General features: G+C 40.9%; 14 protein-coding genes. All 14 read right to left on the minus strand.

Translation table 11 applies throughout. From position 1 onward, the window contains the following. Positions 1–2: 2 nt before the first annotated feature. Genes EXE09_RS12105 through EXE09_RS12170 form a run of 14 tightly spaced genes read right to left on the minus strand, consistent with a single transcriptional unit; the run spans position 3 to position 13,592 of the window. The gene (locus EXE09_RS12105) at positions 3–2,240 is read right to left on the minus strand and encodes a hypothetical protein (RefSeq protein WP_130117435.1); all 2,238 of its coding nucleotides are present in this window, start codon (positions 2,238–2,240) and stop codon (positions 3–5) included. Position 2,241: 1 nt separating this feature from the next. Further along, the gene (locus EXE09_RS12110; protein WP_130117436.1) at positions 2,242–2,877 is read right to left on the minus strand and encodes a glycoside hydrolase family 104 protein; all 636 of its coding nucleotides are present in this window, start codon (positions 2,875–2,877) and stop codon (positions 2,242–2,244) included. A gap of 58 nt (positions 2,878–2,935) precedes the next feature. Beyond that, complete coding sequence (locus tag EXE09_RS12115; protein WP_130117437.1) at positions 2,936–3,316, minus strand: hypothetical protein; 381 nt, start codon at positions 3,314–3,316, stop codon at positions 2,936–2,938. A 39-nt stretch (positions 3,317–3,355) separates the two neighbouring features. Beyond that, positions 3,356–4,636, minus strand: a complete 1,281-nt coding sequence (locus EXE09_RS12120) for a hypothetical protein (protein WP_130117438.1) — start codon at positions 4,634–4,636, stop codon at positions 3,356–3,358. Between the two features lie 7 nt (positions 4,637–4,643). After that, positions 4,644–5,510, minus strand: coding sequence for a DNA transfer protein p32 (locus EXE09_RS12125; RefSeq protein WP_130117439.1), 867 nt, complete (start codon positions 5,508–5,510; stop codon positions 4,644–4,646). 8 nt (positions 5,511–5,518) lie between these two features. After that, entirely contained in the window at positions 5,519–5,959 is a 441-nt protein-coding gene (locus EXE09_RS12130) for a GNAT family N-acetyltransferase (RefSeq protein WP_130117440.1), read from the minus strand. After that, positions 5,956–6,531, minus strand: coding sequence for a hypothetical protein (locus EXE09_RS12135; protein ID WP_130117441.1), 576 nt, complete (start codon positions 6,529–6,531; stop codon positions 5,956–5,958). Before EXE09_RS12135 ends, EXE09_RS12130 begins: the two co-directional genes overlap by 4 nt. After that, positions 6,532–7,998: a packaged DNA stabilization protein gene (locus tag EXE09_RS12140; protein WP_130117442.1), complete on the minus strand. Its 1,467-nt coding sequence runs from the start codon at positions 7,996–7,998 to the stop codon at positions 6,532–6,534. Further along, positions 7,986–8,597 (minus strand): hypothetical protein, encoded by a 612-nt coding sequence (locus EXE09_RS12145; RefSeq protein ID WP_130117443.1) that lies wholly within the window; start codon positions 8,595–8,597, stop codon positions 7,986–7,988. The genes EXE09_RS12140 and EXE09_RS12145 overlap by 13 nt, the downstream gene beginning before the upstream one ends. Before the next feature lie 10 nt (positions 8,598–8,607). Further along, complete coding sequence (locus tag EXE09_RS12150) at positions 8,608–8,832, minus strand: hypothetical protein (protein ID WP_130117444.1); 225 nt, start codon at positions 8,830–8,832, stop codon at positions 8,608–8,610. 1 nt (position 8,833) lies between these two features. Then, complete coding sequence (locus tag EXE09_RS12155) at positions 8,834–9,319, minus strand: hypothetical protein (protein ID WP_130117445.1); 486 nt, start codon at positions 9,317–9,319, stop codon at positions 8,834–8,836. Positions 9,320–9,379: 60 nt separating this feature from the next. Further along, entirely contained in the window at positions 9,380–10,576 is a 1,197-nt protein-coding gene (locus EXE09_RS12160) for a P22 phage major capsid protein family protein (protein WP_130117446.1), read from the minus strand. A 3-nt stretch (positions 10,577–10,579) separates the two neighbouring features. Continuing rightward, complete coding sequence (locus EXE09_RS12165) at positions 10,580–11,356, minus strand: hypothetical protein (protein ID WP_130117447.1); 777 nt, start codon at positions 11,354–11,356, stop codon at positions 10,580–10,582. Beyond that, positions 11,346–13,592, minus strand: a complete 2,247-nt coding sequence (locus tag EXE09_RS12170; RefSeq protein ID WP_130117448.1) for a portal protein — start codon at positions 13,590–13,592, stop codon at positions 11,346–11,348. The genes EXE09_RS12165 and EXE09_RS12170 overlap by 11 nt, the downstream gene beginning before the upstream one ends. Between the last annotated feature and the right edge of the window lies 1 nt (position 13,593).

Below are 13,593 nucleotides of genomic sequence, written 5' to 3' on the forward strand. Positions count from 1 at the left end.
CCTCACTGATTTGGGAGATTTGCTCCACTTAAAATGCCCGCTTTAACAAGTCGGTCTATAAGTGCCATGTCTTGTTGAGATTGGGCAATTGGCGTGTTTGTATCTGCAATGTTTCCACCTTTCAATGCATTTGCAGTCTGTCGATAGTTTGAAGCCATTTGAATTGGCTCAACAACAGCTCGGTTCACAAAGGGTAACTTCATACCAAAATCACTCGCAGCATTAACAATCCTGCTGAAATGGTTTGCCAATCCTGCGGCTGAGTTTGAATTATTTACGTATGCATGATTAGGTTGTGAAACTAGGTAATGCCCCGCCATGCGAATGTCTTTAAGTTGTTGAACTTGTTCAGGACTAAATAACGTATTCAGCTTACGATCCCCAAAAGCATCAAGGGCTTTCTTCATTCCTGCGGGGCTAAATTGACCGTTAGAATTGATCGATTTTGCTGTGAGGTCTTGAATAAATTCTTGTTGAATATTGGCAACTGCTTGAGGATTTGTGTTTTTCAGAACATTAAGAGTTTGAGCCAGTTCTTCAACTTTTCCATTTATTACGTGATGTTTGTAAATCGAATCGTAATTAACACTATCTTTACCCTGTTGCTTCAGAACATCTTGAAGCATCGGCATTTTGGCTTTTAGACCCGCATTTATTTTGTAAGCTTCTCGTGCAAAATTATAAGCTTGTGCAGCATCGTTACCGCCTGTACTCAACAGTCCTTGCAGCGCCTCCTCTTGCCTTTTGCCAAGAACATCACGAACCACACCAAGCGCATGTGTTGTCGCCGTTGGTTCGCCATTTTGCAATGAGGATTTATAGTGGGTATTTAAAACCTTAATCAGTTCTTCACCCTTTCTTAAAGTGAAATAATTAGGGTTCTTTTCAATTTGGTTAACAATATTTCTAATATCAGGAGGTAGAAAAGTTGCTAAAGCTTTGTCATCCAATTGTGTAAAAATATCGTTTGCAAGCCCTTTACCATTAATTAAGACATCACCACCTGGTAAACTTTTTGCGTGATCGTAGGCTGCTGAAACAAATTGCTTGTTTTGAGCATGTTGACTCATCAAGGTTTCTGCTGCATCCCTTCCTGCGCCATACTGATCTACCGAGTTACCGCCTGTTCTAGCGGACTCCGCATCTAATAACTTTTTAAGATTTTCATTATCGCTAATGAATTTTTCTCTTAATTTATCGCCTGCACCCTGTACTTTTGCAAGTTCTGCTTCAGATTGCCACTGTTTAGCGTTTCCTGAAATTTGCGCTTGAGTACCTTTGATTCCTAATTTATCTAGTACGGTTTTACGTGCAACTGCTTCAGTACTTAAATTATGACCAGATTGAAATGCTTTCATAGCATCTGCACGCAAACCCTTTGCAACTTCATCTGATAAGTCACTCAAAGACATGCCATTTTGCTTAAGTGTTTCATCAAGCTTCTGATCTATGGATTGGAGAATCCTATTTGTTTGCTCAGGTGAGAATCTATTAGCAATGTTTTTTGCCTTTTGAGTTGCTTTAACTACGCCTTGACCAATTTTCTCACCTACTGCACCACCGACTCCTCCACCAACACCTCCAAGCAATGTATTCGACATACGTTGGCTTGAGTCGCCTGCAAAGCCCGCACCACCAATTCCAGCACCGACTAATGCGTTTTGAGCTGCAACTTTTGCGCCAGCCTTGGACAGCATCTTTGCACCTTGGTATCCACGCCCTAGTGCTGCAAGTGGAAACTCAGTTGCTACACCTGTGCCTAACTGCACCCAATCAAAACCTTGATTATTTGCTTCACGACGTGCGTTATGCAAGTCTGCAAAATCTTTCCGCTGTTGAGTAAACTTCACGTAATGGTTAGTTGGTAATTTTGTGCCTGCAACTTTATTGAATCCCTCGGAAGCAAGATCAGTTAGTTTGTAAACTCCTTGAACAGCACCCCCACCAACTCCACCAGTTAATGCCATATTAATAGAATCAAGAGTAGATGTTTTACCCGCTTTTTTACCTTCTTCAAGTATTGCATCTTTTTTGACTTTGTCTAAATCAACAGCTTTTCGCTCAGGTAAATTTAAGCCAAGACCTAGCGCAATGTCACGGTTTGAGTGTCCTTGTTGGTTACCCCTTTGGATACCTGCTGAAAATTTAGGGCTATCCATCATTGCAAGAAAAATATCTTGGTCGGATTTGCCTGCTTTACGTTGCGTTTCAATGAATGCTTTTGTTTGTTCGCCTGCCATTTTAGCCAATCCCCACAGATTTTAGATCGACCATTTCTGGTTGATATGATTGTTGTTTGTTTGCTTGAATGCCCACACTATTTAAATCGGTGAATTCTGGTTTGTATGAAGGTTGATTAATTCCAACTTTTTTCAAATCAACCATTTGGGGATTATATAGTTCAGACACCCCACCAACATCTTGACCAAGTTGTTTATTTACAAAGTCCCAAGAGCGCTTACCTTGCTTGTATGTCGAACTTGGCAATGATGCCCATTCCGGACCAAGCTTTGAGATAGCATTTTTAAAATCACCTTTGAGCACATCATCTAAAGCACCACGACCCGCAATAAGTGAAATTGCGGCTAAATCTTGATTTTGGGGTGAAAAATCCTTGAATCCATATTTTTGGGCGGTATTATCCCAAGTGCTCTTTAGAAACTGGTAACGACCCGCTGCGGTAGTGTAGTTAGTTGCACCATCTGTTTGTTTGAATGCCTTTCTTATGTTTGGGTGGGTGGAAAGATTGTCAAAATGTTGGTTTCCAAAGAGCGTGTTATAGCCGTATTTCACACCCTCTGAGGCAGCGATAAGATTCAACATTTTTCGCATATTTGGATTACTATATGCTTGTTGCAGTTGTGATAATTTAGCCATAACTTTTCCTTAGGAAATAAAAAAAGCACCCTAGGGTGCTTTTTAGTCTTGAGTAATTTTATTGTTTCTTGCCATTCGTATAACAACCAGTGTATGGATTGCAGTTCCCATTATAATGATTACCCTGACTATCACTACCATTGTAATACTGAGTATTACCTATTTGATTCGTATTGTGACGCCAAGAATTTCCGTCTTTATCCCTGCCTGTGGTATATGATTGGTTACCATAAGTTTGTGTATTTTGACTCCAGTTAGAACCAGTTCGACTGTTATATCCATTAACCTGAGTGTTGTTTCCAAATTTATTCACGGTGTATGTATTACCCGTATTGTAGTCAGTACAAGTACGCATATTTTCAGTACCATAACAATTATCAGCAGTGTAAGCACTTACACTTAATAAAAGCATAGATATTGCCAAAATTAGTTTTTTCATTATAACCCCTCATAACAATGAGGGAGTTATAGCACAAACTCATGGCATAAACGAGTAGGAGTTAATTGTAGGAGGTCGAACACCAGTGTTATTTTGCTGATTCAATTCCTTATACTTTTCATTAAGATCTCGTATAGTTCCTAATGCTGCCATTCTTGCTTCAACACTCTTTGTCGGATCAGATAAATTACCAGCCATCTCCTTATACATCGCCACATCTTTATCAGACTGCGGACCAGACATTTTCGGCATTAATGAGACTAATTGTCCTGAGAGAGTTTTTAGCTGATCGGTGGCGATGTCTCCTTGATTAGATCCACCAAAACCACGAACTAAATAGTCTAAACCGCGTCCAACATAACTATTGGTAGCTTTAGGGAGTAGCTTTTCGATCTCAGGCAATACAGCATCAACACGTTGAAGTCTTTGCGTTTCTTCTTTCTGAGCTGTTGCAGCGGGATTATTAGCAACTTGTACCTTAAGAGGTTGACCATCATCGCCAAGAACACGAACACCTTTTCCATTCGGGTAGATGGCATACTTGAAGCCATCATTACCAACTTCGAAACCAATAGGTTTATTTTGCTCAAAGAATTGCTTTTGCTGATTTAAAGCAAAATTCTGCTCAAACTGGTTTTGGCTCTGTGCTCTATTCTTATCAGCTGTATTCGCTGCCACATCCGTACCATAAATCGAAGCATTAGTTGTGCGTTGATTATTAACATCTGATTGCTTGTTGTTTGCCGCATTATCAGCAGATTGATATTGAAGTGCTGCGGGGTCTTTAGCATTTGCAAAGTTAATACCGCCTGCATATTGTTTCAGCTCTTCAGGCGACATCACATTAACAATGGCTTCCTGACTTTTGTAGTCTTCAGGAGATATATGTCCAGTACGCACCAAAGCATTTAAACCTAAAAGCACTTGCCCTTTATCGCCACTCAAAGATGCTTGCTGAAACGCACCTTGAATAGCACCTAATTTTTTACCTGAGTTTTCTAAAGCATAACCACCGCCTTGTTGGTTATTTTTATATGCTTCACTGCCGATTTTAGAAATTTCGGCTTCAGTCTTAAGTTGATCATACATTTGCTTTTGTTGCGACGCTGCATCTGCTTTTAATTGCTGATTCAGTTCACGACTAAACATTGATTTATTTGCAAATGCTTGACGGTCTTCGGGGTTTAGAGCTGCCATATTGCCCGCTTGACGTCCATATAGTAATTGACGCAATCCTTGCCCAAACTGAATACCTTTTGTAGCTGTTTCAAATGGATCAGCTTGTTGTTGCCCCATCAAAGGGATTCTTGGATCAATCATAAATCACCTATATAAATAAACCACCAATTGTTCCTGCTGCACCTAATAATGTATTGAAATTATTAGCTGTTTTATTCCCCGCTGCTATTTGACCTGCTGCGGTTGCATTTGCACCCGCCATCGTGTTGTTAGCTACTGCCTGTCCTGTTTGCATGCCTGCGTTACCAACTTGTGCTGCGGAATTTTGACCAATGCCGACGAGGTTGTATAAACGGTTGTACTGGTTGTTTTGATCAGTCATATAGCGGTTGTACGCATTGTTGTCTTGAGATTGCCAATTGTTAAATGCTTGTTGGTGCTGACCTTGATTTAGTTGTTCCTGCCCTAAATATTGATTGTAGCGCTGACTTTCAGTCGTATTATATTGATTAAAACGTCTGTTTTCGTCAGTCTGATACTGATTAAAAGCATTATCATATTCTTGTGATGCAAGGTTGCTGTTGTAATTGTTCAGCGCCTTTAATGTCGCACCACTCAGTAAACCGCCGCCTGTTGCTGCTTGTGATTGAATGCCATCCATACCCTGCTGTTTGCGGAATTGATAGCTCGGTGATTCTTCAAACTTAAATTCACTCGCTTGGTATGGGGCTGCTGCTGCAAACTGCTGACTACTGTATGCTGGGTTTGATGATCCGTTATAGTTGAATCCTGAACCCTGAAATGACTGCGGATTAAACCCAGTAAGCTGACTTAAAGCATTTGTTCCTGCCTGCGTATAAGGGCTTAAATCTTTGCGAGTTTGATCGTACATTTCTTTTTGGATTTGACTTGCACGATCCGTAGCGTCTGCTTGGGTTTGAGCTGCTTGTGTTGCCGCCTTGGCTTGCTTATTGGAGCCTGTGATACTTCCTATTGCTTTGCCTACAAAAGACATAAATCACCTCATAATTTTTTAAACATAATAGTTTCAATGGGTTTAAAGCCTTTACGTTGCCACATTGCTTGACGATCATTTGCAGATAGATTTGCCAAAGTCCAAAAATCGGCTTTTTCTTTAATGTATTGTTCAGAAAAACTGAGTAATTGATTGGAATATTTGCGGTATTCGGGGTCAACAAAAATAGCGTCCGTATGAGCGTGAAATTTACCTTTGTGTCGTGGCATTGGTGTAATCACAATCCAGTGAAAACCAATCGGCTTATTATTTTTTCGCATAACCAAACAATGGAAATATCCTGCTTTCTCAGCATCAATATATTGATCTACATCGAAATCAAGTTTCAAACCTGTAAATTGAGCTTCCTCAAGATCAAAAACTTGCTGGCAAAGCGACATGATTTGATCAATACAATCTGCCCAGTTTTCACGACTAATCGAAATCATTTTTTCTCCAATGCTGTGACTCGAATATTTAGATTTGCAATCGCTGTAGCTTGTGTATCGAGTTTTTCATTGACTGTAATCAAGTCCGCTTGAATATCGCTTAATGCGTTATCCACACTTCCTAAATGATTGTTGATATTTGAGATACTGCTATTTATGTTTGAAATTTCAGTCTCATTTGTGGATGTGCGACTACTTAAATTTGAAAGAGATATGCCAAGATTGAATATGCTTGAGTCGAATCCATCTGCCCGATCAGCTAAGTTTTTAATACTCGAGTCAAAACCGTCCGCACGTGCCTGTAAACTTAAAATATTCTGATCAATCCCGTTTAATGAGATATTTATCGCATTAATTAGCAGGGCGATATTGTCAATATCTCCATTGATCTGAAGTACCTCATCACCAACAGCGCCAATTTCACCGCTCATTTTTTGCATTGAAAAAATAGCGTTTTCATTAGCTACTTTGCTTAGTTCTTCAAAAAAAAGCACCCATACAGGGTGCAATTGATTGTTCACTAACATCGGCTGTCGCAAGGGGATTTGTGTAACTTGTGGGACTTTATTCATCTATCTCACCTTTGCATGTGCACCAAGTAAAATTAATCGCCCTGCATCGCTCATTCGCACTCGAAAAACACGATTAAATGATTGCCCGAGTCTGCGGAAAATTACACGCTTTTCGTACTCACCGATTGCGCCAATATCGTTTGATATTTCTTCAATTCGATCATTGGACCACGTCTTTCCTCGGTCATCTGACCAATCAAACATGATCATTGGTTTGGTGTTATTAGACTGCCCAACCTGACAGAATAACTGCACCTCATCAAAAACCATGCGTGTGCCGTTTGGACTAACACATGGTGTGGTGCGCTCTCGAATAATAGGTGCTTCATTGTCTGTTTCAGAAAGCGGATCAAGCATGTAGATGATCGGGTTTTCTCGATCACCAACTAAATGCTGTCCATTGAAATAGCAATGACAGTAAGCGCGATGATGCTCAAGATTTGATGTATCTAAGTCGTACCACGCTCTTTCATGCCACATTTGTGTAGTAGCGTCATAGCACCATGTTTTGCGGTCAGTCGGGAATGAAATTAGATAGAATGCATGACCCTCTCGTTGATACGAGAAAGCGTAAGCATCCTTGGTATTTTCATAACGTGCTATTTCAGATTCAAGTGCATGATTTGAAATGCGTACCGTTTCATACCCTTGTGTCATGACAATTTGATTCGCACCAAAGTCAGTTTGGGATAACCAAATTAAGCTTGAGCCAAACTCTGCAATTGAGTTTTTGGCGATACAACCTGTCGGTATATAAGCGCCAGTTTGCCGAACAAATGGCGAATCGCTTGAACCTGTACTCACCCAAACTTCAGTTGTTTTTTCACCAATAAGCCAAAGCAAACCATTATTAGCAATAACACGGACAAGTTTGTCAGATCGGCTTTCCGCAGTCGCATAACTCAAAGCATCAGTTCCATGGCTCAATAGCTTTGACCATTGGATTTTACCCGTATCTGGTACAGTCCAGATAAAACGTGAATCAAGAAATGTGACAGTTGATGCGCCAAAAAAACCGTTGCCATCTTCAGTAGTCCCATCATCAACTAAGACCTCAACCAGTGAGTCATCAGCAATGTTGTAGACATGACCTGTAAAGCCGTACTCATCATTTCCCGTCATGAATACTTCAAGACCATTATCCGCAAAAGTGACTTTATCAAGCCCACGCAAATATCCAACATCGCGCCAAGCACTGTTTTGAATAACAACCAAACGCATGGACACAACCACAAGAACACGATCATTTAACGCGTAAATACCGCGAACGTTTGCTGCGTACTGATTTGCATTGCCCGTAAATTCAAAAAGCTTAGTCAAACCTTCTGTGGGTAAAAGTGCAGAAACTTGAGGAGTATTGCCACTTTCAACAACCTGTGGATATAGGTTTAATGTTCGCTGACAATCAATCGCCCAGTCTTTAAGGTGATACGACTGCCCGACGATAGGAATGTCTATAACTGCCATGCTGTTCTCCCGACCCCCACAGGCAAATCGTTATTGGAATGCCGAGGCACAGAGTTACTACGCTTTAACATTTCAATCGCATTATCTTGATTTTTGATTAACAACATAGAAGGTTCAACACCAAACATTGGGGCAATTTCTAACGCCAAACTCAAAATTAAAGGTCGCTCATACTTATCAGGTAATTGAAGATCGTCTTGCGCTTCAAGCTTTGCGGGTAGAGTAAATGCATTAATCTCAAGCAATTTTGCATCAACTAAAACATTAAACTTCCAAAAAGGCTCATCAACCGAATAAATTACTTTTGTATTTGGTTTAGATTGGTTGGTGTCACGAATCATCAAAATTGATTCATCATCCAGTTTTGCCGAATCAGAAATTGAGTGAATCGTTTGATCCAGTGAGTATTGCCCTGCGCCACTCAATGCAATTGAGATTTTCTCAACTTTATAAACATACAGTCGATGAGTTGCCCACTGTGCAAGCATTGCCCGTAAGCTATCAACTGCGTCAGCAACCTCATTTGCATTTGCATTTTCACCTGCAGCTAAAACGCCAAGTTGTTTTAAAGAAAGGTTAATAAGTTTGCTGACGTTCATGATTTAATCCTTAAAAGCTTGTTGGCTGGGCTACACCACGAGTTAGCGCCATTAGACCTGTTTGTAGATCAGTAGCCCCTATACTTACCCAACGCTGATCCAAGCCTTCTGTTGCACGAAGTTTTGCAACCAATTCCCCAAGTTCTGCGCCCTTGGTTTTGATTTCATTCATTAAGTCGATTTCTTCTTGAGATAAATCACGATAACCTTTAATTTTTTGATGTTGATTTTGCATTTTATTCTTCCGTTTTAACAAGTTGAGTTAATAATCCAATCAAAGTCGCTTTATCATCACGCTTCAAATATGCAATGCCTTTTTCATCAAGCAACTTTTGAAGTTGTGGTGTTGTAAGTGAGTTGTAATCAACCGCCTGAGTTGTGATTTGCGGTTCAGGATCCGTTGACCCTCCTTCACTTGCACCCGTACCATCCGCGTACTTCATTTCAGGTACAAAAGGCTCAGGATTTTTTAAGCGTTCGATTTCCTGTTCTGCTGCCGCCAATCGTTCCGCAACTGCGTCAAATTGCTCAATTGTCACAAAACCAACAGGCGCTTCATCTTTTTCAGTTTCTTCAACCTTTGGTTTAGGTTCTGGCAAATCAGCATAATCAACAAAACCGCGTTCACGCCACTCTTGCTCATCTACTTCATTATGTACGATACGACCCGAATGATTCACGGTGTCGCTATCAGGCGAATAAAGCATTTTTGGATATTTCATTTCATTGCTCCAAAAATGACAACGCCCTCAAATGAGGGCATGTGTTGTCATAAGGTTAAATTATTGTGTGATACGGCATGCATGAAGCGGGCGAACGACTTGGAAGCCATACAGTACGTCAATACGTGTACGCTCAATGTCATTATTACCATCACCAAACGTCATCACACGAACTGAAATACCGCTTGGCAAGCGAGCTGTATATCCCTCACATGAAGCGAGCACTGGAAGTGGCGCAAATGCCGCAGTAAACGCATCTTTGTGGAACTCAAGGTTCTGGAAGCCATTGACTGATGCAACTGTGATTGCTGCACCGCTTGCCGCTGCTGCACTGACAGTTTTCGCAGGTGCTGTTGGTTTGATTTCAGGGTAAATTTTAACTGCCGTGCCTGTGCCAACAGTGACAGTTTCTTGAACAACAAACTGCTGTAGTACCCCAAAGTCTTGACCTGTAAGTGGGTGTACAGCATTTACACCTGCAATGGTAAACACAGTGCCTTTGGTCAGTGTGCCACCTGTAGTTGCAGTCACATTGATTGTATTGCCACTTGATACAGCACCACTCAAGGTCATACCCGCTGCTGTACCATTATTATGCACTGCAACAGATTGGTGGTTGTATAAGTCCGTACCATAAGCTGATGAAACATAACCACTTAGATACGCTTTGCTTGATACTTGAGTGGGGTTGTATAAGCGAGAAACTTCACCGCTCAATGCAATATTTGCTTCATTCGACAATAGGGTTGAGCGATCCCCTTTTGGTGTTAAATACTGATTTAACTTTGATTGTGCCAAAGCCAATGCGTTTGATGGATTCGCACCAGCTAAATTCATTGACACTTGGTTTGGAACTAAAAGCACACCTTTTGCAATCAAATCCGCTTCAACTACAGATGATAGGGTTTGCATTTGAGGGCGTAAAATACGGTCTTTAAAGTCAGTTAGATCAAGCAACTTTTCTTTTGCACCAAACTGCAAAGCGACATGCTTTTGAGTATCAAGTGTCAGGTTTACAGAGTTTTCAATAACATCTGAAGCATTGCCACCTGCACCACCAAACTTCGCACCATCAAATACTTGCCCTGCAGTTGGGATTTTGATTTTTACTGAGTCGCCTTTGGTATAACCTTGCGTGTCTTTTCCAAATTCATCTTGGCGACCTTTGTTGATATTCGCAATAAATGGCGCTTCTTCTTCAAGCATTTTAGCCGCTTCACGCGCAATCATTTGATGCGTTAAAATTGTATTACTCATAAATTATTTACCTTTTCGCTTATTGATTTCGGCTTTGTACCACTCGTCATCACTCATTTTTGATGGGTCACGAGCAACAGTGGCATTCGCTTGTACAGGTTTAATTGGTGGAGGTGCTTTAGAAACAGGTGAAGGTGCTTTTGTTTTCTTGCTTTCAATCATTGCACCAATTTTTGCAGCTGCTTGAACAGGATTCATTTGAGATAATGAAATATAAGTCTCTTCATCATCTAAGAGTTCCGTTGCAAGCTTGAGCGTATCTTTTGCAGATAAGCCAAATTGGTCTAATTGAATCGGAAGTTGGGGGAGTTCGCTTGCACGTTCGATGTATTTATTTACATCTACACCTTCGGTTTCAAGCTCAACAACTGCGGATTGAAAAGCGACTTGCTGATCAAGTTGTGCTTTATCTTGTGTTGTTTTCCCTTGTTTCTCCTCCAAGCGACGCATAGCTTCATTTATACGCCATTCTTCCTGAGCGTCTTCGTATTCAGACCATGTTTCAAAGTCTTCAACTTTCGGCTTTTCAGGTGGCTTCGGTGCATTCTTCTGAGATTCTTGATCTTGTTTGTATTTACGAAGTTCAGCATTTTCACGTGCCAATTCTTCGATACGAATCTGAGATCGAGGCTTTTCTTTTTTTACAGGTTCTTCTTTGACTTCTTGAGTTTCAGTCTCAGTTTCAACCTGTTCTGTTTCTTGAGTTTGTTCTGTTTCGACTTCTGCGGCTGTATTTTCCGTTGCGCCTGTGTCAACGTTGTCGTCAGTTTCAAACGTCATAGCTTTCTCCATTATTTGGATTTGACATTAATTCAATGTCAGGATTGATCAATGCGCTATCCCCAACCTGATCAGTGTTAGGGGCGAAATTTTGTTGATCCATTTCATTAGGCATTAAAAAACCCTGCTCAATGGCAGGGTTTTGAATGTCTGTAGTCGCAATGTCAGGTGGTGGATCAAAACCATCTAACTGCGGGTTTTCATAACTTTGACTTGGTGCGTAACCATCTACACCCTCGCCTTGTTGCAACCAGTTGTTCGGTGCATTTGCTAAATCAATACGTTGCTTCAGTAATTCAACAACACCTCGCAATTCCTGAACATCAGAACGACTTGATGCATTAATTTGAGCAACTTGAATATCTTTTTCAGCCTGCAATTGCGCTTTGAGCATTTCAACATTGCGATCTTCTGTTTTATCACCTACTTCTTTTTGAAGTGCATCAAGTTCTCCTGTGAGTTTCTGCACAAGTTGATCGAGTTGCGTGATTTGCGCTTTTGCTTGCTCAGGATTGAGTTGCTCATTACCAAAGACTTGTGGTGGCATCATCTTCTTAACACGCTCCGCAATCGCTTTAGCATTGAGTAAAGGTGAATCTTTAAGAATCAAGTCACCTGCGCTTTGCATGATGTTTGGTGCGAACTGCGCTAACTGCATCAATAGCTGGAATGATTGCTCACGCTGCGTATTGAATGATGGGCCTGTATCCATACGCACATCGAAACGACCAATCGACATGTCATTGAGCACACCGTTAATGGCTTTTTCCATCTCGTCAGGATTGTTTTGATCTGGTGGAGTATTTAACTTCACGGTCTCAACTTCACCATCTAAGCCGATGATTCGCTTCACTAGAGGTACGTCATAAAGCACTGGATACAAACCAAGCAAGATACGTCCACAATGACGAATTGATTTATTGTCATTGTCTTGAAAATGAAACTGTGATGTTTCACCCTGACGTTGCAATAACCCAATTGCTCGTCCTGATTGTTGGTTGATTTCTTGCCCCATCTGGGGTGCATGCATATTCAATGTATCTGCAATCAAAGCTTTCGCAGACTCAGATGCATTTAAAATACCAACTGGCACTTGGGCACTTCCAACTTTCATTGGTGCGGGTCTTTGTTTTCCTGCTTCGTCAATAAAATCAAAACGCAAATAACGCGCTTTTGCGGGGTCTTCCCATTCGTCATAGCCTTCGATTGCTTTGCTATCAACAACAGTCCATTCATCTTGGTTTTTCTGCAAGATGTTGGCTTCTGTAGATTTCCAATAATTGAATAGCTTTTGTGGGTCTTTTGCGAAATGCACAAGTGAAAACACGTGTCGCTTTTCACCAATCCAAATTACCTCACCATAGACTGGAATTATCGGAATGTATTTGCCAGGGAAGATACTTTCTTCAAGCACTTTACAACCTGATAATTTCACCCACTTGATTTCGGTTCGAGTTGTTTCACGCTCGTTGACTGTGAATGCTTTTAATTCTTCCTCACTTAACATCTCAAGCAATGCAGATTTAAAATCAACCGTATTGTCTTCAAGTTGTATCAGGGTGTCTTTCACCTCTTCTTTGTAGAAATACTCAGCGATAAATACCGTGCTATTGGTATCGTTGAACCAGTTTTCTACGCCTTCCATTTCGAAATCAGAAACAGCATCTTCGCCATATTGCCGCTCGATTGAATCTTTACTAACCCACTCACCGACAATTGCCTGCGCCATATCTGAGCCGTCCATCTCACGTGACAATGGATCAATCAAAACAGCTTCAGGATTATGCACAGCTTTATAACGTGGCTCTTGGTTAAAGCTTTTCTCATGTAAATAATCAGTAACTACACGAATAAAACCGACTGCACTATAAACGGCATTTTCAACTGCAATATCGTTTGCATCTTCAAAATTGCTTGCCTCCTCAGTGTCTTTGATCAGACCGCCTAAAACCTTGGCTTTGTCGTCATCTGCACCATTATCAACTGGCACAACTTGAATCTGCGGTCTATTTTGCTTGTGTGTGTTTACCTGCTGTCTGCAATACGTATGTACGAGATTAAACTCAAGTGTCGGCTTTCCTTCAGCTTTACGCTTTGCAATTGCTTGAGCATCCCATTGAGCACCTTTTTCAACGACAAAGCGCTTATCTTCACGCCCTTGGTCATAAATCGGTTGCCAATACGCCTGAGCTTCATCTCGGAATTTTTTAGCTCGTTCTAAAATATCTTTACTCATT

Source organism: Acinetobacter sp. WCHAc060025 (genome assembly GCF_004209355.1).
Classification (GTDB): domain Bacteria; phylum Pseudomonadota; class Gammaproteobacteria; order Pseudomonadales; family Moraxellaceae; genus Acinetobacter; species Acinetobacter wuhouensis.